The sequence below is a fragment of the Streptomyces sp. NEAU-YJ-81 genome, from assembly GCF_017592595.1.
GTDB classification, from domain to species: Bacteria; Actinomycetota; Actinomycetes; order Streptomycetales; family Streptomycetaceae; genus Streptomyces; species Streptomyces hygroscopicus_B.
The window spans coordinates 227938-252303 of record NZ_JAGFNO010000004.1 but is presented as its reverse complement, the minus strand read 5'-3'; the positions used below and the strand labels follow the sequence as shown (position 1 = coordinate 252303).

15 protein-coding genes are annotated in these 24366 nt (G+C 71.6%); 8 read left to right on the top strand and 7 right to left on the bottom strand.

Annotated features, from left to right (window positions below; genetic code table 11):
• Positions 1-33: 33 nt before the first annotated feature.
• Positions 34-834, bottom strand: a complete 801-nt coding sequence (locus tag J5X86_RS12320) for an aminoglycoside adenylyltransferase domain-containing protein (RefSeq protein ID WP_308124520.1) — start codon at positions 832-834, stop codon at positions 34-36.
• 110 nt (positions 835-944) lie between these two features.
• Between J5X86_RS12320 and J5X86_RS12315 the strand changes: the two genes are divergently transcribed.
• Positions 945-2393, top strand: coding sequence for an MFS transporter (locus tag J5X86_RS12315; RefSeq protein ID WP_208516781.1), 1449 nt, complete (start codon positions 945-947; stop codon positions 2391-2393).
• Between the two features lie 16 nt (positions 2394-2409).
• On the opposite strand, the gene J5X86_RS12310 is transcribed toward J5X86_RS12315, so the two are convergent.
• On the bottom strand, positions 2410-2916 hold the full coding sequence (locus J5X86_RS12310) for a hypothetical protein (protein WP_208516780.1): 507 nt from the start codon (positions 2914-2916) through the stop codon (positions 2410-2412).
• Positions 2917-3967: 1051 nt separating this feature from the next.
• Here J5X86_RS12310 and J5X86_RS12305 point away from each other — a divergent pair.
• The 6 genes from J5X86_RS12305 to J5X86_RS12280 all read left to right on the top strand — a co-directional run bounded on the left by J5X86_RS12305 (position 3968) and on the right by J5X86_RS12280 (position 15801).
• Positions 3968-5515: an acyltransferase domain-containing protein gene (locus J5X86_RS12305; protein WP_208516779.1), complete on the top strand. Its 1548-nt coding sequence runs from the start codon at positions 3968-3970 to the stop codon at positions 5513-5515.
• Complete coding sequence (locus J5X86_RS12300; protein ID WP_208516778.1) at positions 5512-11745, top strand: SDR family oxidoreductase; 6234 nt, start codon at positions 5512-5514, stop codon at positions 11743-11745. The genes J5X86_RS12305 and J5X86_RS12300 overlap by 4 nt, the downstream gene beginning before the upstream one ends.
• Positions 11746-11755: 10 nt before the next feature.
• The gene (locus tag J5X86_RS52455; protein ID WP_208516777.1) at positions 11756-12796 is read left to right on the top strand and encodes a 3-oxoacyl-[acyl-carrier-protein] synthase III C-terminal domain-containing protein; all 1041 of its coding nucleotides are present in this window, start codon (positions 11756-11758) and stop codon (positions 12794-12796) included.
• 8 nt (positions 12797-12804) lie between these two features.
• Positions 12805-14265 carry a cytochrome P450 gene (locus tag J5X86_RS12290; RefSeq protein WP_208516776.1) on the top strand — a complete coding sequence of 487 codons (1461 nt, stop codon included), beginning with the start codon at positions 12805-12807 and terminating at the stop codon, positions 14263-14265.
• A gap of 4 nt (positions 14266-14269) precedes the next feature.
• Entirely contained in the window at positions 14270-15379 is a 1110-nt protein-coding gene (locus J5X86_RS12285) for an aromatic ring-hydroxylating dioxygenase subunit alpha (RefSeq protein ID WP_208516775.1), read from the top strand.
• Between the two features lie 113 nt (positions 15380-15492).
• Positions 15493-15801, top strand: coding sequence for an acyl carrier protein (locus J5X86_RS12280; protein ID WP_208516774.1), 309 nt, complete (start codon positions 15493-15495; stop codon positions 15799-15801).
• A 64-nt stretch (positions 15802-15865) separates the two neighbouring features.
• Here the strand turns inward: J5X86_RS12280 and J5X86_RS12275 are convergent, their stop codons facing one another.
• The 4 genes from J5X86_RS12275 to J5X86_RS12260 form a co-directional block, all read right to left on the bottom strand.
• Positions 15866-16237 carry a VOC family protein gene (locus J5X86_RS12275; protein ID WP_208516773.1) on the bottom strand — a complete coding sequence of 124 codons (372 nt, stop codon included), beginning with the start codon at positions 16235-16237 and terminating at the stop codon, positions 15866-15868.
• 65 nt (positions 16238-16302) lie between these two features.
• Positions 16303-18531, bottom strand: coding sequence for a xanthine dehydrogenase family protein molybdopterin-binding subunit (locus J5X86_RS12270; RefSeq protein ID WP_208516772.1), 2229 nt, complete (start codon positions 18529-18531; stop codon positions 16303-16305).
• 9 nt (positions 18532-18540) lie between these two features.
• Positions 18541-19524: a xanthine dehydrogenase family protein subunit M gene (locus J5X86_RS12265; RefSeq protein ID WP_208516771.1), complete on the bottom strand. Its 984-nt coding sequence runs from the start codon at positions 19522-19524 to the stop codon at positions 18541-18543.
• Positions 19521-20090: a 2Fe-2S iron-sulfur cluster-binding protein gene (locus tag J5X86_RS12260; RefSeq protein ID WP_208517011.1), complete on the bottom strand. Its 570-nt coding sequence runs from the start codon at positions 20088-20090 to the stop codon at positions 19521-19523. The genes J5X86_RS12265 and J5X86_RS12260 overlap by 4 nt, the downstream gene beginning before the upstream one ends.
• A 338-nt stretch (positions 20091-20428) precedes the next feature.
• Here J5X86_RS12260 and J5X86_RS12255 point away from each other — a divergent pair, with 338 nt between their 5' ends.
• Positions 20429-22552: an ATP-binding protein gene (locus J5X86_RS12255; RefSeq protein WP_208516770.1), complete on the top strand. Its 2124-nt coding sequence runs from the start codon at positions 20429-20431 to the stop codon at positions 22550-22552.
• Here the strand turns inward: J5X86_RS12255 and J5X86_RS12250 are convergent.
• Positions 22479-24245, bottom strand: coding sequence for a hypothetical protein (locus J5X86_RS12250; RefSeq protein WP_208516769.1), 1767 nt, complete (start codon positions 24243-24245; stop codon positions 22479-22481). The two genes, J5X86_RS12255 and J5X86_RS12250, sit on opposite strands and share 74 nt — an antisense overlap.
• Between the last annotated feature and the right edge of the window lie 121 nt (positions 24246-24366).

Genomic DNA, 24366 nt, shown 5'->3' with positions numbered 1-24366 from the left:
CTGCCGATGGGGCCTTTCGCCTGGCCTCCCCACTCAGGCGCCGGTCGCCCGGGCGGTCTGATCGACCCGTTCGCGTACCCAGGTCAGGAGGGCTCGCACCTCGGCGGCGGGCAGGGGGATCGCGGAGGAGCGGGGGCGCTCGAAGCTGCGCACCGCGGCCTCGATGAGCGGCCGGAAGTCCTCCTCGGCCAGGGCGACTTCCCGCGCCGCCCCGCGCTTGGCCATCCAGCGACCCGTACGGCAGAACACCACCGAGCGGCAGCCGTTGAGCACACGGTTGTCCGCGAGGTGACCCTCGCCGTCGCTGTGCTCATGGACAGAAGCGCGGATCGCAGTGAGCAGGTCCGGTCGCTCCGGCGCGGCGATCACCTCCCGTGCGGGGCGGCCGAACAGCGAGAGCCCGGTCTGGTGGGCGACGGAGCGGTCGATGACGTACCAGAACGCCGGCGACCGCGCCGCGTCGAAGCTGGCCCGGTTCGGCAGCAGCGGGCCGGTGTTGAGGTCCAGAAGGTACCCGGCCGCACCGGAGGGGCGGCTGAGGAAATCCGTTCCGTAGACCACCAGTTCCAGGCCCGCCGCCGGACAGGGCAGCTGGGGGTGGGCGAGGGCCTCGGCCAGGTCGTGCAGGGCCGGTCCGGGCAGTGACGGCTCCACGGCAACCGTCACATCGACGTCGCTGCGCCCGTGCCGATAGTCCCGCAGCGCGAGGGAACCGACCGTGACGACACTCACCAGATGGGGTCCGCACACCGTGCGGGTGCGCCGGACGAGTTCCTCCAGGTAGGGCCGCAGTTCGGTGGGGAGGGACCGCGGATCTTCGCGAGGGTGGGCCACGTGTCCAGTATCCACGGCGTGATCCGGGCCGCTGATTCCCGCTGCGCACCCCATTCATCCCTTATGGTGCCTTTTGTTGTAGAGCCTTCGCGAGCGGGACGGAGTCGGACGTGGCGTTCGCGGAGTCGGCCGGTGGCGGCGAGCCCGCGTCCTCTCCTGCGTCCGGCCCCGTGTCCGGCATGCGGTACTGGGTCCCGCTGCTGGCCGTGTGTGCCGGGTACTTCATGGTGATCCTGGACGTGACGGTCATCAACGTGGCCGTGCCGGTGATCGGCCCGGAGCTGTCGGCTTCGCTCACCGGCATCCAGTGGATCACCGACGGGTACACCTTGGTCTTCGCCGGGTTTCTGTTGAGCGGCGGTGCGCTGGGGGACAGGCTGGGAAACCGCCGGATCTTCTGCACCGGCGTAGTGGTGTTCACCGTGTCCTCGGCCGCGTGCGCATTCGCGCCGAGTGCCCCCGTCCTGATCGCCGCCCGGGCGGTGGAGGGCCTCGGCGCGGCATTGATCGTGCCCGGCTCGCTGGCCCTTCTCCAGCAGGCATACCCGGCTCCGGCCGCCCGCTCGCGGGCCTTCGGGGTATGGGGCTCCATCGCGGGCATCGCGGCCTCGGCAGGGCCGCTGCTGGGCGGGCTGCTGGTCTCCACCGTGGGCTGGCGGTGGGTGTTCCTCATCAACCTGCCCGTCGGCGTCGCCTGCCTGGTGCTGACGCTGCGCCACGTGGCACCCTCCGACCGGCTCACCGCCCGGGCTCTGGACTGGCCGGCGCAGTGCGCGGTGGTGGCGGCAGTGGCCTTGCTGACCGCCGCGCTCAACGAGGCCGGCCGGCGTGGCTGGTCCGATCCGGCCGTCCTCGCCGGGGTGGGCCTGTCCGTACTGGCCGCGATGGCGTTCCTGGTGCGCGAGCGGCTGGCCCGCTCGCCCGCCGTTCCGCCGAGCCTGCTGCGCTCGCGTGCGCTGGGCGGCGGAGCCGTCATCGGCCTGCTGTTCAATTTCGGCTTCTACGGCATGGTGTTCACCGCCAGCCTGGACTTCCAGCACCAGCGCGGCTACAGCGCCCTCGTCACCGGCCTGGCGCTGTTCCCCGCGGTGGCGATGACCATGTTCGCCTCCGTTCTGTCCGGGCGACTGGCCCGCACGACCGGCGACCGTCCGCTGGTGTTCACCGGCATGCTTCTGGCGGGCCTGGGGCTGGCCGGCTGGGTCGCGGCGGGAGTCGACCCCGGCTACCCGCTGCTGGTGGCCCCGATGATGGCGGCGGGATTCGGCACCTCCTTCGCACTCACCGGTTCCGCCTCCACGATCATGAGCGCCGCGCCCCCGGCGTACTCAGGGACCGCCTCCGCCTTGTTCAACACCACCCGCCAGCTCGGAAGCGCCATCGGCGTGGCGCTCGGTGGCACCCTGCTGGCCACGGCCGCCGACTACGGCGAGGGGCTGCGCACCAGCATGGCCATCGGCGCACTCGCGTATCTGGCCGCCGCGGGTCTCGCATGGTTCTGCGTACCGCCCAAGCCCAAGGGCGGGCCGCCTGATGCGGAGGCTCGCACATCCCGCTGAGCGGTTGCCGATCCCCTCATGGAACGTCGTGCGCGGTCTCGGGCTCCCACGCGTACACCGCGGTTACGGCGTTGACGAACGCGCTGTGACGTTCCTCGATCCGACTCGCCATCCAGGACTCGATCGGCTGCCCGTCGTCGAGGACACGTTGCACGCTGATAAAGGTAAGTGACAATTCGTGGGCGGCGTTTCGGACCGTCTCGGGACCTACTACCTTGACTCGTAATTCAGCCGAGCGGAACCGTTGTTTCGCTGTCTCTGCGGCTTCTGCTTCTGTCGTAGGCAGGATGAGCGCGTCCGCGTACGCGTCGATGGCCCCCAAGATGACCTGATAGGCGTCATGCCGAGCCTGCAGGAGCCATCGCTCCGACTCCGCCTGCGCCTGGTCCTTCACCTGTTGGCGCGCGGCCTCCACGGTCTTCTCGCCGCCGATCCGCGCCGCGCGCGCCGAGAAACCGCCGCCGATGAGGGCACCGAGAAGGGCCGCCATGCTGGCGAAGAAGGCCGCGAGTCCTTGATCCATAAGGTCTCCCTCTGCCCCCACGCCAGTCGGCGGTGTCGACGATGGACGCCTCCTCGGCTTCATGCGGACGGCGGCCCGCGGACCGCGGACCGCGGATCGTCCGGATCAGCCGGACGCGACGAGAACGGCGTCACCTCACGGAATTACCGCTGCTGAGAGACGAGGGCAAGAGCCGGGCGGCAGCAGATGTCGGCGCGGCCCGCGGGCGGGACCGCCGTGCGCGCCCGCCCGCGGCCGAGGAGGGTGCGGAAACCGACGCGGGTGTGGTCGCTCCGTCCCTTGGTCGGCGTGCTCACCTGCCGGAACGCCGTGGCGAATCACCGGTCTCGACGACCGTTCCCCCGGCCTGCCGGACATCGGCTTGTCTCTGCCGCCGGAATCCGGTCATCGCGGCGGCACGGTCATGGTCCGCGGGCCGCCGTCGAAGAGGCGCCGTTCCGTTGGTCGTCCGGCGGTGTCGCCGATAAACATGACCCCGCCTCATGTGTCGGCTGATTGGCCGAATAACGAAATGGTGAACGTGACGGACGGACCGGAGCGGGCGGGCCACGGTACGGGACCGGCCCTGGCCGTGCGACCGGTCCCGGTCACGTCGGATCGTCAAAGTAGACCCTCTGTGCGGTTGAATCGTGCGCGAATGCCCGGAAGTAAATCGTGATGAAACGACCATGAGGTGACCGCTCTTGCGGCGGGACAGCCGGGACTAGCATGCGACCTCGCGCGGCGACAAGGGCGCCTACGTGCGATTGGCCAAATTGAAATGCATGATCGATTTAGGCTGAAACTAGTTGCCTGAACATCATTGCCGCTCCGGAAGAGGCCCGGATACCGTAAATGCGGGCCCCGTACGACGCGAAATGCGCAGGGAAACAAATTTCTGCCCGGGGTCCATTTCGCTGGACCCACCACTCCGGTATAGCGCAGTAAGCGAACGTATTGCCGCGGGTTTTGTCGCGCCGTCATGGCGTTTTGGAGCCCGGTCGGCGGATGAGGCCTCGCCGGAGGCCGGGACCGAAATGAGGGTGATGCACAGGTGGATGCTGTCTTCGTCATGCCCGGAACTGTGGCCGCTCCGCGCGGGGGCGTCCTTCGCGACCTCCACGACCGTTACGAGACCGTCCGTGACGCACTGTCCCGCATCGACAAGGCAGCCGGGGGCCTGGGGCTACCCGACATCAGCACCAGGCTGATCGAGGACAACGGCACGAGCGACCGGCGCGGTCCCGAGGTCCAGTATCTGGAAATCTTCGCCGTCAGCCTCGCGACGCACCACATGCTGGTCGCCGAAGGCGTCGAACCCATCGCGATCGTCGGACAGAGCATCGGGGAGCTGTGGGCCCTCGCCGCCGCGGGCCACCTGCCGGTGGAGGACGCCGCGCGCCTGGCCGTCGCCCGGTCCCAGGCGCTGACCCGGCAGAGCTGGCGGGGGAAGATGCTCGCGGTCGGCGTGGACGGTCGGCGGGCGGAGTCGCTCGCCGGGCTGATCGACCATCCCCACCTGGTACTGGCCTGCGAGAACGCCCCTCGACAGAGCGTCATCAGCGGGCCCGAGGAACTGATCCGGCATGTGGAGCGGGTCGCCGACGCGCTCGGCTGGCCGAGCCTTCCCCTGGACGTCCCGCACCCGACGCACACTCCGGCGATGGCGCAGGCCGCGCGGGATCTCCGGGCGACCGCGCCGAGGGCCGCGTACGGTTCCGGACGCTGGCGGGTGCGCTCCCCCTGGCTGGGGCGGGACGTCGGCGACGACGACCCAGTCGACCTGGTCGCCGGCGCGCTCACCGCCCGGGTCCGGATGCTGCACACGGTCCGCGAGCTGCACGCGGCGGGTGCCGACGTCTTCGTCGAGTGCGGGGAGTGGCCCGTCGTCACCAAGTTCGTCGAGGCATCGATCCCGGGTGTGCGGTGTGTCGTACCGCTCAGCGAGAGCGATCCGGTCGGAGCCGTCCGGGCGTTGGCCGAGGACTCCTCGGCGATCGGCCCGTTCTACTCGCGCCCCCCGGTACGGCCGAGCGACAGGCTCCTGCCCTCCGCGCGGGTGAGCGCGCCCGAACCGGCCGGTCCGCCCTCGGCGGTCGCCGTCGCCGAGGCGCCGGCCCGGGTCTCCGTGGCCGTGCCCGCCGCCCCGGCGTACTACGCGGAGCCCGCCGCTCCGCCCGCTCCGGTCATCTCCGCCGCTCCGCCCGCCCCGGCCGTCTCCTACGCTCCGCCCGCCCCGCCCGCCCCGGCCGCTCCGGTCGTCTCCTACGCTCCGCCCGCTCCGGTCACCGCCCATGCTCCAGCCGCTCCTGTCACGCCGCCCGCTCCGGTGGACGCGGTCGCCCCGCCGTCTGCCGGGCTGGACTACGAAACGGTGCTGGCCGAGCTGCGCACGCTCTACGGTGACTTCCTGGGCTACCCGCCGGACCTGCTCGGCGAGGACGACGGTCTGGAGTCCGAGCTGGGCGTGGAGTCGCTCAAGCAGGTCACCCTGCTCGGCCGGGTCTCCGAGCGGTACGACCTGCCCGATCTGAAGTCGAACACCTCGCTGCTGACCGCCGGTACGCTGCGTCGGATCGCGGAGGGCGTCGTACAGGGCCGGGCGGAGGCCGCCGGGTGACGGACGACAGCCTGCGGGGCAAGATCGCCCTCGTAACGGGCGCCGCGAAGAGCCTCGGCGCGGACATCGTGCGCCGCTTGGCGCGGGGCGGCGCCCATGTGATCGTGAACTACTTCCACTCGGTCGACCAGGCGAAGCTGCTCCAGGAGGAACTGGAACAGGCCGGCCACAGCTGCGAGTTCATCCGGGCCTCCGTGGCCAAGACCAGCGAGATCGACCGGATGTTCGACCTGGTCCAGGAGCGCCACGGTGGCCTGGACATCCTGATCAACAACGCCGCGGGTGGGGCGTTCCTGCCCCTGTTCGACATCGACGACACCTACTGGCAGCGGGCGTGGTCCACCAACGTGATGGCGGCCTACCACTGTTCGCGCCGGGCAGCCGAGCTGATGACGGGACGCGAGGGCGCGAGCATCCTCTGCCTCTCCAGCGTCGGGGCGCACCAGCCGGTTCCGGGCTACGGTCCCGGTGGTGTCACCAAGGCGGCCCTGGAGTCGCTGGTCCGCTATCTCGCGCTGGAACTGGTCGGCCAGGGCATCCGGGTCAATACCGTGCTGCTGGGCTCCGTTGCCAGCGAGATCGTCGTGAACCTCGACGGCCCGGCGACGGTCGGCGGCGCGGATGCGGCCGACGAACTGATGAACCGCACCCTCTCGACGCCGGAGGCGGCCCGGTTGATCGTGCACCTTCTCCACGAGGACGCCGGTTTCATCACCGGGCAGACCCTCGTCGCCGACGGGGGTATCAGCATCGGCGGGATGCAGGGCCTGCGACTGCACAGCAGGCTGGCCGACCAGGTGAGCAAGCCCGCCCGCCGCCCGGTCCTGTCGGCGTCGGTGCCGACAGCGTCCGAGGCGGGCCCGCCCGCACCCGGACGAGAGGCGAGCCCGCCCGCACCCGGACGACCGGAGCCGGTCCGCCCGGCACCGGTCCCCGCACCATCCGCGACCGCGCCGTCTGCGTCCGCACCGGTCCCCGCACCGTCAGCGTCCGCACCGTCAGCGACCGCACCCGCCCCCGTGCCATCCGCGACCGCACCGGTACCCGCACCGCCACCAGCACCCCGGCCAGTGGTGACCCCGGTGTCGGACGAGGTGCCGGACCGGTCGGCGGAGGCGGATCCCGGTGCCGTCGCGGTCGTCGGACTCGGCCTGGCACTGCCCGGGGCCAACAACACGGCGGAGTTCTGGGACCGGCTGCGGGAGGGCGTCCTGCTCTCCAGCGAGCCATCCGCCTTCGACCTGAAGCACTTCTGGGCTCCCACCCGCGAGGAGACCGACGCCTTCTACGTCCGCGAGGCCGGATACCTCCACGACTTCGTGCCGGACCCCGCGTCGATCGCCGAACCGGACGGGAACGTCGGACACCCCGGCTGGCCGCGGACCACCCGCTGGCTGCGGCACTGTGCCGTCCAGGCGCTGACGGGGGTGCACCGGCGTCCGACCGACCGCTGGCTCACCGCGACCACCGGCATCCACGACCAGACCGGGCTCGGCCCCCAGGGCATCGTCCTCGGCGACGAGTACCGGCGCATGGTGCGCGAGGCGATCCCCGCCGACCGGGACGGCGACTGGCTGGCGGAGCTTGCCGACCACGCGATCAGCGCGCACTACGGCGGTGACGGCGGCGACCCGCAGTCCTACCTGCCCGCGTCCGTCGTCCGCAACGCGTTGCGCGGGCTGATCCCCGGTGACACACAGCACCTGACCCTCGACGCGGCCTGTGCCAGCGGGCTGTTCGCCCTGGACGCGGCGGTCAAGGCGCTGCGCGAGGGTTCCTGCGACGTGGCGCTGGCCGGTGGCACCTCGGTGATCGAGCCGATCGGGTTCACGCTGTTCTGCCGGGCCCAGGGCATCTCGATGAGCGGCCGGGTACGGCCCTTCGACCGGGCGGCCGACGGGACCCTGATCGGCGAGGGCGCCGTCGCGCTCGTCCTGAAGCCGTACGCGCGGGCCGTCGCGGACGGCGACCGGGTGCTCGGCGTCATCCGGGGCACCGGACTCGCCGCCGACGGGCGGGGCAAGGGCATCCACGCCCCGGCCACGCGTGGGCAGGAGCTGGCGATCGCCCGTGCCTGGGCCGACGCGGGCGTCGAGGCCGACGACGTGGACTGGGTCGTGGCGCATGGCACCGGAACGCCGGTCGGCGACGAGATCGAACTCCGTTCGTTGCTGTCCCGGCTCGGACCGGGCGAGCGGACCTGTCTGCTGACGTCGAACAAGCAGGTCTTCGGGCATACCGGGGTACTGGCGGGCCTGGTCTCGGTCGCACACGCGCTGGTCGCCCTCGAACGCGGAGCGGTGCCCGGCCAGCCCGTGGTCACCGATCCGCATCCGTTGCTGGGCGACGGCGAGCGGCTGACCGTGCCGGTCAAGGACGCCCCCTGGCCGGCCGACGGGGCGCGACCACGTGTCGTCGGGGTGTCGTCGTTCGGCCTCGGCGGGGCGGACGCGCACGTGGTCCTGTCCGACCACGTGCCACGGTCCGTCCCCGCGCGGAGGCGGGGCGTCGACGTACGCGACGACAGGGAGGACCTGGTCGTCGTGGGCTGGAACACCCACCTTCCCGGCATGGAGCCCGATCAGGTGCCCGCCTGGCTCCGCGGCGACGGGCCACTCCCGGAGCCCGATTTCGGCACGCCGTACCCCCTGCCCTCCCCACGTGACGTGCGCATCCCGCCGCTGACGATGCGCCACATGGACGCCGCCCACCTGATGGTGCTTGAGGCGCTCGGCCCGCTGCTGGAGCAGCTCGGCGAGCCGGGCACGAGCCTGCGGCCCACCACGGCGATCGTGATTGGCTCGACCCTGCCGACCACGCACAACACCCAGGCGGCGCTGCGGGTGCACGCCGCCGAGTGCGCCACCGCGTTCGACCTGCTGCCCGACCCGGCGCAGGCGGAGGTACTCAAGGAATACCTCGCGAAGGGCATGGCAGAGGCCAAGGGAGTGATCCCCGGCGATCTGAACGAGGACGACTTCACCGGCGCGGTCTCCTGCATCCTGTCGGGCCGGGCCGCCAACTACTACGACTTCCAGGGCCTGGGGACCAGCGTCTACTCCCAGCGGGACTCCGCGCACACAGCCGTCGACCTGGCCCTGCGTCAACTCCGGCACCGGGCCTGCGACCTCGCCCTCGTCGGCGCCGTGTGCCTGCGGCCGATCAGTGGCTGGGACCGGCACCTCGCCCACTTGGTGCCGGAGGGTCGGTCCATCGCGGAAGGCGCCGCGGTCCTGGCGGTCACCCGGCGCTCGACCGCGCTGGAGCACGGACTTCCCGTCCTGGGCACGCTCTCCGCAGAGGTCGCCGTCGCCGACCCCCGGCACCCGGTCACGCCCTCGCACGCCCTTCCCGTGCTGGCCGGCACCGGACACACCTATCTCTCCCTGGACGCCCTGCTCACGGTTCTCAAGGCCGTCGTCACGGAGACGGACACCGTGGTCCGGCCCGCCGCCACCGGTTCGCCGCTGATCCGGTTCACCCCGCCCGCGGGCCCGCGGGACGACGATCCCGCAGCGGACCGGTGGGAGACGGGGAAGCGGGACGCGCTCACCGGCCCGGAACAGGCCCAACGGGAGCAAGCCAACCCGGAACGCGCCGGGGCGGAGCACACCGGATCCGCGAACACCGGATCCGCGCACGCCGACCCAGCACCCCTCCAGTCGGAGCACGCCGGGTCGGAACCGGCCGGTGCGGAACACGCCGAGGAGTTCACCGGCCGCCGTCAGACCTTCCGGCTCGTGCCGATCGCCCCGCCGCAGGCCGCGCCCGCCACGCCGTCGATCCCGCCGGGCACCGTCGTCATCACCGACGCCCCGGACCTCGCCGCCGCGGTCACCGGCCCGGACACCGTCGTCTGGTCACCGCGGCCGGGCGTCGCGGGCACCGCCCATGTCCCGCCCGAGGACGCGCCCGGCGCGCTGACCGGCCTGCCGTTCGTCCCGCGCCACATCCGCGTGCTGTCCCGGCTGCCCATCGACGACGACGGGTGCGAGGAGGCCGAGGCCGCCCGGATGGAGGGCCTCCAGGACCTCGCCTTCACCACGCTCCAGGCGGCACTGCCCGCGCTGCGCTCCGGCGGCTCGCTCGCCGCGCTGCTGCTCGGAGAGGTGCCGGACGATCTGCCGCCCCCGCTGAGCGGGCTGTTCACCGGTCTCGTCCGCTCCGTGCGGGCCGAGGTGCCGCAGTGCGGCGGACTGACCCTGATCAGCGACGCGGTGGACGCGGCGACCGCTCTGGACCAGTTGGCGCGGGCGGGCGCCGCCCAGGTGCCGACCCACACGCTGGCCTGCCGCGGGGACGACTGGTTCGCCCTGGCCGTGGCCGACGACCCCGTCTCCCCGTCCGACGGCGTCCCGCTGCCCTCCGGCGCGGTCGTGGTCGCCTTCGGCGGCGCCCGGGGGATCACTCCCGAGCTGCTGCACGAGGTGGCCCACGGCACCGACCGGCCCTATGTGTACGTCATCGGCCGCACCCCGCTGCCGGACACCGACGACTCGCTGCCATCGCAGGCCGAGTTCATCGCCGCCGAGCGCCGACGGCGTCCCGACGCCTCCCTGCGCGAGCTGCGCGTCGCCTACGAGAAGGCCGAGGCGCGCCTGGAGGTGCGCCGTACGGTGCGACGGCTGGCGGAGCTGTGCGGCCCGGACCGGGTCCACCACCGCGTATGCGACGTCCTCGACGCCGAACGCACCACCGCCGTCCTCGGCGAGATCCTCGACCGGCACGGACGGATCGACCTGCTCATCAACACCGTCCTCGACCTGCGCTCGCGTGCGCTGCATGCCAAAACCCTCACGGACTTCCGGGCCGTGCGGGCCACCAAGGCGACCGGCTACCGCAACCTGAAGCGGGCCCTGGCCGGACGCGCGCCCCGGATCTGGTGCAACTTCAGCACTCTGGCGACGCTCGCCCCCGCGCCCGGCGACATCGACTACTGCGCCGTCAACGAGTACCTCGCGTACGCGAGCGCCAGGGCACAGCGCCACGGGCCGGCGGGCCGTTACGAGATCGCGGTCCTGTGGAGCGGCTGGCGCGAAGTCGGCGTCGCCAGCAGCGTCACCATGCGGGAGACCCTCAAACGCAACAAGATGGACGCCTACATCAGCACCGCGCAGGGACGCGCGCAGTTCCGGTCCGCGGTGACCCGGCCGCCGGTGGGCGGAGTGGCGTTCTTCATCCGGGAGGAGGAACGCGTCCTGCTGGCCCGGCGGGGCATCAGCACCCACGGCTCCCGCGCCGAGCCGCGGACCGAGGCCCCGGACGCGCCGGCTCCGGCCCCGCCGGACCCGGAGCTGATCACACCGCTGCTCGACGGCGTGCTGTACCGGGGCGATGACTGGGCCGTGTTCACCAAGACCTGGAATCCGGGCACCCTCGCCGAGCGGGACGGCCGGTGGATGCGTCATCACCAGGTCAACGGTGAGTACACGCTCGCGGGCACGTTCACCCTGGAGGCGGCGGCCGCGGCGGCTGCGACCCTCTGTCCTGGACTGCGGGTCACCGGGTTCCGCGGTCTCGTCTGCCGGTCGTCGATCACGGTCCGGCTCGCCGGGCCGATGCGCACCGTCGCGGTGGAGGCCCGGGTCGTGAGCCGTGCGGGCGACCGCGCCGAGGTGGCCGTCAGGATCACGGCACACCGGATCGGCAAGAACGGCAAGGTACTGCGCTTCAACGACCTGCTGTGCGAGACGCGGGTGTTGCTCGCGGACCGCTTCCCGGCGCTCTCCGGACCGCCCGACTTCTCGGGCCACGAACCCGAACCCGATTTCGCGATGCCGGTGTACTCCCCGGATCCGCCGATCTCGCTGACCGGACCGTTCGCCGGCACCGGTGACTACGCCCGTGGGCCGGACGGCAACAGCGCGAGGTTCCGTCTGGACCACGCCGCCTGGGCTCCGGTCCTGGCCGGGATGACCGTACCGGCGATCCTGCTGGACGCGATGGTGCACCTGTTGCTGCTGCCGCCGCGCGGTGACCTTCCACCGCTGGTCGGGCCGATGGCCGGCCTCGACGAGGTCGACCTGGGCGGACCGGGCGACGACTGCCGGCTCAGCGCGCTGCATCCGGTCATCCGGCTGCACTGCGACTTCGCCACCGGGGAGCTGACCGCGCTGACCGGTGACGGTCAGGTGCTGGCCCGGATATCCGGGGTCAGCGCACACGCCCTGGACCACAGCGGAGAACTCGTCCGGCCCCGCGGCGACGCGCCACGACCGGTCCGTTCCTGACAGCCGATTCGTGACAGCCGAGGAGACAGCAGTGTTGTGGCAGGACATCACGATCGCCGGGACCGGTGCGTGGATACCGCCGATCCGGCAGAAACACGAGCCGTGGGACAAGCCGGTGGACAGCGGGCCGCCCTCCCTGGTCGCGCTCAACGGATTCACCTCGGCCGCCGTCTCCACGGACAGCACGCCGTCGCAGATGGCCGCCCGCGCCGGTCTGAGAGCACTGCGCCACGCGGACGTCACGGGCGCCGACCTGAGCCTGCTGGTGCACGCCAACTTCCAGGACGAGGACCACTACGCGCCCTCGGCCTATCTGCTGCGGGTGCTCGGCGGGCCGGACACCAACGCGATCGAACTGGGCGCCGCCAGCGACGGCGGGGGAGCCGCGCTGGTCACCGCGGCCGAACACCTCACCGCCAAACCGGCCGCGAAGGCCGCGCTGGTGACCGCCGGTGTCCGGTTCCGGCCCGAGCGGTGGGGCCATGTCTCGGAGATGGGGCATCTGGCCGGTGACTCCGGCGCCGCCGCCGTCCTCACCCGGGGGACGGGCTTCGCGCGGCTGCTGGCGACCGACCAGGCCGCGCAGCCGCAGCTGGAGGTGCTGACCCGGGCCCGGACGGCGGCCGACGGCAGCGGCCGGCCGCTCCTCGTCGAGGAGACCGGATTCATGCCGTACATCGACGCGCTGCGGCAGTCCACGCGCCGCTGTGTCGAGACCGTCCTCGAGGAGACCGGCGTCCGGCCGGAGGGCATCGCGCGTGTGGTGCCCATCGCGATCGGGGCGGAGGTGCTCGACCTGCTGCTCGGCGGTGCGCCGCTGGGCCTGCGGGCCGCCGACACGAGCTGGACCTTCGGCCGGCACCTCGGCCACTGCGGACCGTGCGACGTCCTGCTCGCGCTCGACCGGGAGTTCCGCTCCGGCACGCTGCGGGCCGGAGAACGGGTCCTCGTCGTGAGTTTCGGGCTCGGCTTCCGCTGGACCACCGCGCTGCTGGAGATCACCCGCGATCCCGTCACCGCGGTGCCGGACGGCCACTCAACGAAGAAGTGAGGTTCCCCATGACAGACACGAGTACGGCCTCCGCCGGGTCGGTGCCGCTCGCCCCGCGGGCGTGGCCGCTGCTGGGCCACGCGCTGCCGCTGCTCCGTGATCCGCTGGCGTTCATCATGTCGCTGTCCGGATACCGCGAGATGGTCCGCGTCCGGCTCGGCCCGAGTTCCGCCGTGATGATCTGCGATCCCGACCTGACCCGGCAGGTGTTCCTGAACGACCGGACCTTCGACAAGGGTGGCCCGATCTACGACCGGATCCGCGAGGTGATCGGCGACGGCCTGTCCACCTGCGCCTATCCCCTGCATCGGCGGCAGCGCCGACTGTGCCAGCCCTCGTTCCACCCGACCCGCCTCGCCGGGTACGGCGCGGTGTTCGCGCGGGCGGCTACGGCCAAGGCGGGCTCCTGGCGGGACGGCGACGTCCTCGACGTCACCCAGGAGATGATGACGCTCACGACGCGGGCCACCATGGAGACGATGTTCAGCGGCGCGCTGCCGGCGGAGACCATGCGGCGGTGCCTGGCCGACACCGCGGTGATCGTGAGCGCGTTCTTCCGCCGGATGATGACGCCTGCCCTGCTGCGGCGGCTGCCGACCCGGCAGAAGCGGCGCTACGACGACGCCCGCACCCGGCTGGCCGCCACCATCGCGGAGATCATCGCCGAGCGGCGGGCCGATCCGACCGACCACGCCGATCTGCTCTCCACGCTGGTCGCCGCGGTCGACGAGGAGAGCGAGAACGGCCGTCGGCAGCTGAACGACGCCGAACTCGCCGACGAGGCCCTCACGTTCTTCCTCGGCGGCATGGAGACCACGGCCATCACCCTGGCCTGGGCGCTGCACCTGCTCGCGACGAACCCGGACGTCCAGCACCGTCTGAAGGCCGAGACCGACCGGGTCCTGGCGGGCGGGAAGCTCGACCCGGCGCATCTGCCCTCGCTCGGCCTGGCCTCCCGGGTGGTGACCGAGACGCTGCGGCTGTATCCGCCGGCCTGGATGATGACCCGTGTCGTCCGGGAGGACGCCGAACTGGGCGGCGTGCGGTTCAAGGGCGGCAGCACCATCGTGCTCAGCCCCTACCTTCTGCACCGCCGAGCCGATCTCTACGATGAGCCCGACCGGTTCGACCCGGACCGCTGGCTCGACGCCCAGCCCGACCGGGCCACCTACATCCCGTTCGGCGCCGGTGCCCGCAAGTGCATCGGGGACCAGTTCGCCCTCACCGAGGCCATCCTGGCGCTGACCGCCATCGTCGACCGCTGGGAGCTGTCCCCGGTCGGCGACCAGCCGTTCCAGCCCAAGGTGGAGACCAGTCTGAGCTCACGGGGACTGCGCCTGCGGCTCACCGAGCGGCGGTCCTCCGGCACCGAGGGCGCGGAACACGACGCCGCCGCACCGCTGTCCGCCTCCGTCCAGCCGTCCACCCAGCCGGGCGCCGCCGCCTGCCCGGTGAAGCACGGGAAGTGATCCCATGAGGCCTCACCTCAAGCCCCTGGTGAAGCAGTTGCTCGGCTCCCGGGAGATCAGCCTGCACGCCGCGGAGCCGGCCGACACCCTGCACGCTCCCTCGCGGCCCTACCCGAACGGGTGGTTCTGCCTGGCCTTCAGCGACGAACTGCGGGCCGGGTCCCTCACCACCCGACGGCTCGCGGGCGCCGAGGTCGTCCTCTACCGGACGGCCAAGGGCGTGCTGCGGGCGGTCCGGCCCCAGTGCCCGCACCTCGGAGCCCATCTCGGCGTCGGCGGATCGGTCGAGGGCGAGGACATCGTCTGCCCCTTCCACCGGTTCGCGTTCGACCCGTCCGGTGCCTGTGTGCGCACGGGCTACGACCAGCCGCCGCCGAAGGCGTCGCTCACGCAGTACCCGGTGTGCGAGGCCAACGGCTCGGTCTACGTATGGTGGCACGCCCTCGGCATGCCCCCGCAGTGGGACGTCCCGCTCTTCCCGATGGACGACCGGCAGCCGTTCAGCCGCGGCACGTTCGACATCGCCGGTCATCCGCAGGACGTCATCGAGAACGCCTTCGACTGGGGGCATCTGCCGGCCCTGCACGGTCTGGAGGAGGTCGACATCGAGGGCCTGCCGGTGACGGGGAAACCGGTCAGCACGGTCACCGCGACCGCCCGCAACACGATGATGCGAGGGTTCCACCAGTCCTACACGCTCACGGTGATCGGACTGGCCACCATCGCGGCGCGGACGGTCCTGCCCGCGGGCGCGGGAAGCCTCTATGTGATGCTCCACGCGACCCCGACCGCCCCGGGGCGGATGCAGGTCCGCTTCGGCACGAAGCTGGAGCTGAACGGACTCCCGGGGGTGCCGGACTGGCTGGGGCGCCCGGCGGTGATGCCCCTGGCCCGGCTGCTCAGCGAAATCCTGCAACGGGTGGGCAGCGTCGACACCGGCGCGGACCTGCTGATGTGGCACCACCAGGAGCACGTCGCGCGCCCCCGGCTGGCCAAGGGCGACGGTCCGATCGGCCGGTACCGGCAGTGGGCGCAGCAGTTCTACACGGAACCCTCGGGCGATCTGGTCCCACCGCGGCCCGAGAGCTCCGAGGTGAGCCGCTCGGAGGAATGAGCGCAGGCGACAGGGCACGGGATGGCGGTGTCGCCGGTCGACCTCGACCGGCGCCGGCCGGACGACGAGGCCCCGGGGCGGATCGAAGGCGCTTCTACGAGTACGAGGGAGAAATGGGCATGGCCATGTCATCGGACCGTGCGGTTCCGGAGCCCCTGGGCGACCCCGGCGACATCGAGACGGAACTACTGCGGTTTCTCGAACTGCGTACCGGGAAAACCTGGCTGGCCGACATGGACGTCTTCGGCTCCGGCGGGCTGTCCTCGCTCTTCGCCATGGAGCTGGTGGTGCACCTGGAGCGGACGTACGGCATCGCCGTACGCGGCGCGGATCTCCAGATGGACAACTTCAGGACCGCGCGGAGCATGGCCGCACTGGTCGACCGCCTCCAGCGACCGGCCGTGGGCGGCTCCGGCACATGACGCCGTCGCCGAGGCGGCCGCTGCGGTCACCGATCCCCAGGCTGCGCAGCCTCTGGGAGCAAGATCAGCCTCTGGCCACCACGCAGAAGGGATGCCCAGCCGGATCGGTGAGGACCCGCCAGCCATCTTCATTCGGTTGGTAATCCGGCTTGCCCGCACCCAAATCCAGTAGCCAAGCCTCGGCCTTGTCCAGGTCGTCGACGTCGAAGTCAAGGTGGAACTGCTGGGGAACGGTTTGGTCGGGCCAGCGGGGAGGCTGGTATTCGTCGACCCGCTGGAAACCGATGAAGAGTCCGTCCTCACGGCTGAGACCGGCAAAGTCGGCGTTGGACTTCGGATGCGTTTCGAGGCCGGTGGCCTGCTGATAGAACGCTGCCAGTACTAGGGGGTCGGCGCAGTCGAGTGTTATCGCGGACAGCTTCATCTGCGGTGGCATGGCAGCTCCGGGCCGGTCGGTGACCTTCGCGATGTCACACACTAATCGGCACGGCCGTCGCGTGTTCAGGCGTCCATGGGCGGTAGCCCGGGCAACAGCTTCTCCAGCGTGATGGGGAAGTCGCGGACACGCACACCGGTGGCGTTGAACACCGCGTTCGCCACCGCCGCACCGGATCCGCAGATGCCCAGCTCACCGATGCCCTTCGCGCCGAGGATGTTGGCCTTGTCGTCGTATCCGTCCAGGACGACGGCGTCGACGTCGGGGATGTCGGCGTTGACGGGCACCAGGTATTGCGCGAGGTCCCGGTTGACGAAGGCGCCGGAGCGTGGGTCGACGACGGCCTCTTCCTCGAGGGCGGCGCCGGCACCCCAGATCATGCCGCCGATCAGTTGTGAGCGGGCCGTCTTCGGGTTGAGCAGGCGGCCCACGGAGAACACGCCGAGCATCCGCCGCAGACGGATCTCGGCGGTGTCCGCGTCGACGCCCACTTCGGCGAAATGGGCTCCGTAGGTGTGGATCGAGTAGTTGGTGTAGTTGGGCTCATCGCCCATGAAGCGGGTCTCGCCCTCTGCCTCCACACCGCCGGGGTGGTTGCGTGCGACCATCTCGCTCAGCGGCTCCGACGCGCCACCGATGCGGACGTCGCCGTCGGAGAACACGGCGTCCGCCGGGTCCAGGCCCCGCAGCGCGGAGCGCGCGTCGTCGTGCGCCTCGGCCAGCAGTTTCTCGCGCAGCGTCGTGCACGCCCGGTGCACCGCGGTGCTGGAGTTGGCGGCGCCCCACGAGCCACCGGACCCCCAGCTGGTGGGGAAGTCGGAACGCCCGAGCTCAATGCGCACCCGGTCGGGCGGCAGGCCGAGCCCACCGGCCGCGACCTGAGTGAGGATGGTGTACGTGCCGGTGCCGATGTCGGTCATGTCCGTCTGGACGACGGCGGTGCCATCCGCCTCCAACCGCACCCGCGCCGCGGCCGACCCCTGGAGATGCACCCGGATGGCCACGGCCATCCCGAAGCCGACCAGCCACCGTCCCTCGCGCCTGCTCGAAGGAGTGGCGGGGCGGTGCTCCCAGCCGAACCGGCTCGCGCCTTCACGCAGGCATTCGACGAGATGCCGGTCGCTGTACGGCACGCCTCGCTCGGGGTCGAGGGTGGGCTCGTTGCGGATCCGCAGCTCGACCGGGTCCATCCCGAGCGTATCGGCCAGCTCGTCCATCGCCGACTCGACCGCCAGCAGGCCGGGCTCCTCGCCCGGCGCGCGGACGTCCGTCCCACGCGGCAGGTCGAGCGGAGTGAGCCGGTGACTGGTGAGCCGGTGGGGCGCGGCATAGAGGCTGCGGCTGGTGGCGGCGGTCTGCTCGGCGTACTCCACGTCCGGGTTGGTGTGCATGGTGACGTCATGGGCGATCGCGGCCAGCCGTCCGTCGCGCTCCGCGCCCAGCCGGACCCGCTGGCTCGACGTGGGGCGCATGCCGACGAGCTGGAAGATCTGCTGCCGGGTCATTGCGACCTTGACCGGGTGGTCCAGCTCGCGAGCGGCGAGCGCAGCCAGGATCGTCTCGGCGTGGATGCCCAGCTTGGATCCGAACCCGCCGCCGACGAAGGGGGCGAACACGTGAACCCGCGCCGGGTCGATCCGCAGCGTGTTGGCGATCGATGCCTGTGCCGCGTCGACGATCTGGGAGCTGACGTAGACGATCAGGTCCTCGTCACGCGGTGCCACCAGGCACGCGTTCGGTTCGATGGGCATGGAGAACCCATACGGCGTCGTGTAGTGCTGGTCGACCTTGACCGCCGCGCCGGCGAATCCGGCATCGAAATCGCCCACTGACGTGTCCGTGGGCAGTCCGGCGTTGACCGCTTTCGGGACGTACGCCTCGCCTTCGTGCTCGGCGAAGGCGAACCGCCCCCGCCCGCCCGCGTACTCCACCTCGATGAGCTCGGCCGCCGCCCGGGCCTGCTCGAAGGTCTCGGCGACGATCAGCGCCACCGGCTCGCCGTAGTAGTGGATGTCCGGGCTGGTCAGCACCGGCTGGGCGCGCCAGTATTCGAACGGAATGGACTCATCGCGGATGCCCTGCTCGGGGGCGTTGAGATGCGTCATCACCATGCGCACTCCAGGTGCGCCTTCGGCGTCCTCGGTGTCGATCCCGATGATGCGGCCCTTGCCGATCGTCGCGCCGACGATGAACCCGTAGAGCGGTTGGCCGGCCTCCCAGTGCTCGTAGGCGTAGGCGGCCCGGCCGGCGACCTTCAGCGGGCCGTCGACACGCTGCATGGCTTGCCCGATCATCTCGCCTCCTCAGCTCGCCTGGGCCGCTTGCGCCAGCGTGCGGCACAGCGTGCGCTTGGCCAGCTCGATCTTGAAGTCGTTGTCACCCCGCCCGACCGCGTCGCGCATCGCCGCCTCGGCCGCGTCGCGATAGGTGGCCATCGTGACCGGACGGCCCGTCAGCGCGTCCTCCGCCTCGACGGACCGCCACGGCTTGTGCGCCACTCCGCCGAACGCTACGCGCGCCTCACTGATCGTTCCCTGATCGGCCGAGACGATGGCGGCCACCGAGACCAGCGCGAACTCGTACGACGCCCGGTCGCGCACCTTGCGGTAGATCTGCCGTCCAGTCGGGGGCGAGGGCAGCGCCACGGCCGTGATCATCTCATCGGGAGCCAGCACGGTCTCGATGTTCGGGGTATCGCCCGGCAGCCGGTAGAAGTCCGTGATGGCGACGCGGCGCACCGAGCCGTCGGCCCGGAGCAGCTCGATCTCCGCGTCGAGAGCGGCCATCGCGACGGCCATGTCCGAGGGATGGGTGGCGATGCAGGAGTCGCTGGCGCCGAGGATCGCGTGTATCCGGTTGAACCCGCCGATCGCCGCGCAGCCGGATCCGGGGTCCCGCTTGTTACAGCCCGCCGCCGTGTCGTAGAAGTAGGGACAGCGCGTGCGCTGCAACAGATTTCCCCCGGTGGACGCCTTGTTGCGCAACTGGCCCGAGGCGCCCGATACCAGCGCCTCCGACAGCACCGGATAGCGCGTGCGCACTCGGACGTCGGCGGCCACATCGGAATTTCGCGTCTGGGCGCCGATGCGCAGTCCGCCGTCCGGCAGCTCTTCGATTTCCCGCAGCGGAAGCCGGCTGATGTCGACCAGATGGCTCGGATCCTCGATGTCGAGCTTCATCAGGTCGAGCAGATTGGTGCCGCCGCTGATGAACTTCGCGCCGGATCGCGCCACCGCGGTGACGGCGGCCTGTGTGTCCGTCGCCCGCTCATAGGTGAAGGACCTCATCCCGGGCCTCCCTCCGCGCTGTCGCGGATGGCCGCGACGATGTTCGGATAGGCGGCGCACCGGCAGATGTTGCCGCTCATCCGCTCGCGGATCTCGTCATCGGTCAAGGTGATCCGCGGCGCGGACACGTCGGCGGTGGCGTGGCTGGGCCAACCCGCCGCCACCTCGGCGAGCATGCCGACAGCCGAACAGATCTGGCCGGGAGTGCAGTAGCCGCATTGGAAGCCGTCACGCTCGACGAAGGCCCGTTGTATGGGACCCAGGTGGTCGGGATCGCCCAGGCCTTCGATCGTCACGATCTCGTCGTCCTCATGCATGACGGCGAGCGTCAGACAGGAGTTGACGCGCCGGCCGTTGATCAGCACCGTGCACGCACCGCACTGCCCGTGATCACACCCCTTCTTGGTCCCGCTCATGCGCAGCTGCTCGCGCAGTGCGTCGAGCAGCGAGGTCCGCGGATCCACCTCGAGACGCCGCACCTGATCGTTGACGTTCAACGTGATCGCCGAGAGTGGGGCCGGCTCGCCCTGGCTCCGCCTCATGGCGTCCGTATCCGAAGCGCTCATCACGGCCCGCCTTCCTCACTAGGTGCGGAGGTCACCCCGGATGTGCGGCGCCACTGCCGGGCGCGACCCCGCGGCCCGTCGCACTACCCGGGCACGCTCCCCTGTCTCCAGCGTCCCGCAAGAACGCGACCGTCGCACCGCGAGGGTTTTGCCACCGGTGGCTCGGCCGCCGCCGGTTCCGCATCCCGATGGAAGTAACAGTGTGTCGTGTCCTTGTGGCCTATCGTGGTCGTGCGGGTGGCCGTCGAGCGGAGTTGGGGAGACTCGGCTGTCTCCTGTGGTGGCCGCGGGGATACAGTCCGGCCAAGGTCCGGATGGGTACCAGGGGAGGGGCTGGTGTGTTCGAGGTCGTGACGGTGAGTGCGCTCACCGCGTTCCTCACCGCGGTGGGGAACGGCGCCGCCGGGGAGATGGGCAAGCAGATGCTGCTGTCGACGGGCGCACTGGTGAGGCGGACCCTGGGGCGGGAGACGCCGCTGCCGGCCACCCCGGAGGGGTGGCAGGTGCTGGCGCGGGAGATGCATCCGCGCCTCAGCGGGGATCCGCGGCGCGGTGGTGAGTGGGCCATTCTGCTGCGGACCTTGCAGGATTCCGAGGTGACGCTGCATGCCGGTGCCGGACTGCCGCCTGCCGCACGGGATTTCACCGACCGTCAGGCCGTCTTGCGGCGGCTGAAGCGGGAGGCGACCCGCGCCGCGGCGGGGCGGCCACGGGTCGCGCTGTTATACGGGCCGCCCGGGATCGGAACCAGCGCGGTGGCTCTCCACTGGGGCGCCGACCAGGTCGCGCAGTACCCCGACGGGCAGTTCTACGTCGACCTGCGCGATGCCGCCGGGGAGAGCGGACTGGAGCCGTCCGCCGTCGTGCTGCGTCTGCTGGGGCAGATGGGCGTCGAGCCCGAGGAGATTCCGCCCGCGGAGTCGGCGCGCGTGGACCTCTATCGGCGGTTGCTGGCCGGCCGCAGAGCGTTGGTGGTGATCGATCACGCGTCCTCGGCCGCGCAGGTCCGCGGCCTTGTCCCGGCCACGCCGGAGGTCTTCCTGCTGGTGGTCGCCTCCGGTCCGGCCTTCGCGCTGGAGGCGGAGCGCATCGCCGTACCGCCGCTGAGCGACCGGGACGCGGTGAAGATGCTGCGCAAGGTGGCAGGGCCGGAGAAGGTGGCGCTGGCGAAGCCTCGGATGCCGTCCCTGCTGGGCCACTGCGCGGGCAACGCCTTCGCCCTGAAGGCCGCGGCGATGAGCCTGCTGGCCGATGAGCCGCCGCTGCCGGAGGACGTGGCGGGGTCCACGGCACGCAATCCGGTGCACGGCATGGTGCGGAGCGCCTGCCGCCGCCTCAGGCCGGACACGGCACGGCTCTGCCGGCTGACCGCTCTGGGCGGCTGGCCCGCGATCGACGCCCGGCTGGCGGCGGACACCGCCGCGGTCGGCCAGGAGGAAGCCGCCGGGATGCTCGCCGAAGCGGCGGGCGCACAGCTGGTGGAGGCCCTGGGCGACGGCCGGTACCGTTTCCGGCCCGAGGTGCGTCGCGTTCTGGCGGACACCGCCGCCCTGGAACACGGGATCCCGGAGTGCTCCGCGGCGATGTCCCGGGCCCTCGACGGACTGCTGAACCGAGCGCTGCACGCCGCGCACGCGGCGCTGCCGCAGAGCTGGCGGACCGAGCCGGCACCGGCGCGGGGCACTCGGTATCGTGACGAGGCCGAGGGCATGGCGGCGCTGCTGGCCGAGACCGGAAACGTGGTCCGGGCGGTATCCGTGGCGGAGGAGTACCAGCACATCGACACGGCGATGCGCATGGCCCGCGCGCTGTGGCCGGTGCAGCTCAAGGCCGGGTTCTGGGACGAGGTGCTGCCCGCCCTCCGGATCGCGGCCCGGTGTGCCGACCGGCATCACGCGGATCCCCGCATGGCGGGTGCGCTCCACTTCCAACTGGGCCACTGTCTGGGCGAATTGAGGCTGTGGGACGAGGCCGACCGCGCGGTGCACACCGCCGCCGCGTGTGAACGCGCCGCGGGACACGCACGGGGCGAGGCGTCGTCCGTCGAGATGCTGGGCCTGCTGAATCTGAACCACTGGCGGTACGACGCGGCGTACGAGCGGTTCGTCGAGGCGGAGCGCATCTACCGGCGGATCGCTCCCGGCCAGGAGGGTGCGGAGGATCTGCCACGTGCCCTCGCCCTGGCCGAACGCCACCAGGGGCGTGCTCTGCGCGGTCTGGGCAGGCTGGAGGAATCCCGCGTCCGCCTGGAGACCGCGCGGGACTTCTTCGCGGAACGGGGGGAGGCGTACAACCAGGCCCGCGCCCTCACCGACCTCGCCGAGACGCTGCACGACGCCGGCGACGACGCCGAGGCGCTGACGAAGATCGCCGAGGCCGAGCGCCTGCTCAACCCGGAGAAGGCGACTCCGCACCTGAACCATCTCGCCCGCCTTCGGCTGCGCTGCCAACCCCCGCGCTAGCGGGCATCACCGCCACCGGGTGCACGCCGCCGGCCGTGTGCACCCGGAGCGTCGTCCCACCGGGCGGCACGGTTTGGCCGCCCGCCAGCCAGGCGTGCAGCGAGGAGGCGTACGCGGCCGGGTCGGCGTCCGCCCCCGGGCCCGCCTTGAGCTGGAACACGCCGTGATCCCGGTCGCGCACCGTGCACCGGTCCGGCCCGCTCACGTACACGGCGAGCGCACAGTGCGGATGCCGGTCCAGCACCTCCGCGCTCCACTCCTCCGGGCCACCGAGGCGGGGGTCGTCCGGCTGCCCCTCGCGTACGATCACGTCGGCCAGGGCCAGGTCGCCGGGGTCCCGGGTGTCCTCGTGCACGGCGAGGTGTGTTTCGCCGACGGCGTCGTACGGGTGCCCCGTGGTGCGCTCGATGCGGACCTCGGTTCCCTGCACACGGGTACGGACGTTCAGGGGAGCCGTGCGCCGTGGGGGATCGTACGGTGGCAGGGGCAGCGGCTCCAGCAGCGCGGGGGCCGGGGGCTCGGGGAGATCCATCAGGCCGTAGAAGAGCCGCCGCAGCAGCGCCGCCGAGGCGCCCGGGGCCGAGCTGGTGAACTCCGCCGGACCTGCGAGCGGGCGGTGCCACGCCAGCAGTTCCTCCAGCTGATCCCGTGGTGGGCCGTGCGGATCGAGCCGCGGCGCCTCCCGGACGAACGTGGCGAGTGGCGCCGCCGGATCCAGCCGGTCCTGGGTGGCGGACGCCAGCAGTACGGGGATGCCCAGCGCCGCGGCGTAGTAGGAGACCGCCCCGAAATCCCCCACCACGACATCCGCCGCCAGCAGCGCCTGCCGCCATGCGTGCACGGGGTCGATCAACGTGAGACCGCTGCGGCGGGCCCGGTCCAGCCACACCCGGATCTGCCCCGGACCGTGTCCGTACCAGATGTTCGGATGCAACACGGCCACCAGCCGATAGTCGTCGGCCGGCAACTCGGCGGCGAGCCGGGGCAGCAGACTCGGCAGGACGTCATGGTCACCGCCGTTCCCGAAGAACCCCTCCGGATTCCAGGTGGAGTTGAGAACGACGAGCCGCTGACCGCGCCGCACACCCAGAGCCCGCCGGAACCGCTCACGGTAGGCACGGCCGGCCAACAGGCGGTCGAAGCACGGGTCGCCCGCGAGGACGGCCGCCTCCTCGGCTTCGGGGCATACCCGCCGCAACCGCTCCAGCTGCTCCGGATGGGACAGCACGAGGCCGTCCACGAAGGGTTCGCCGTTCGCGAGCAGCCACTCCGGGGACAGCCCGAACGTCGGCTCGCGTTCTCCGGCTTCCGTCACCACCAGCTTCTTGGTGTATCCGACGCCATGGGACAGTACGGCTAACCTGCCGTGAAGCCGGTCGAGTTGACCGCCAAAGCTCGCGGAAACCGCCAGGTCCACCGGTGTTGCCAGCGCCTGCTCCCAGGGCAGCACGGGCAGACCCAGCTCGGCGAACAGCTCGCGGATCCCTCCTTGGAAGGCGGATGACTCCGTCGACGTGGCCAGCAGTTGCACCCGAAAGTCGTCGTGGAACAGCGGCAGCACGTCCAGCAGGCGTCCGGCAGAGGTGACGTTGTGCACCACCAGCAGGACGCGGCGAGGGGTGGCCCGGCTGGCCCAGCGATCGGAGCCTTCCCCGACCGGGACCCGTATCGCCAGGGGATCGGCTGACCCCACTCGCCACCTCCTGCTGGTCACGCGACGTCCTCGGTATGCCGGATCACCCTAGCCATGCGATCGAGCGCACGGGGACGCCCGGCCACGACGTGGTCCGTGACGGCCGCACGGGTCGGGGGCG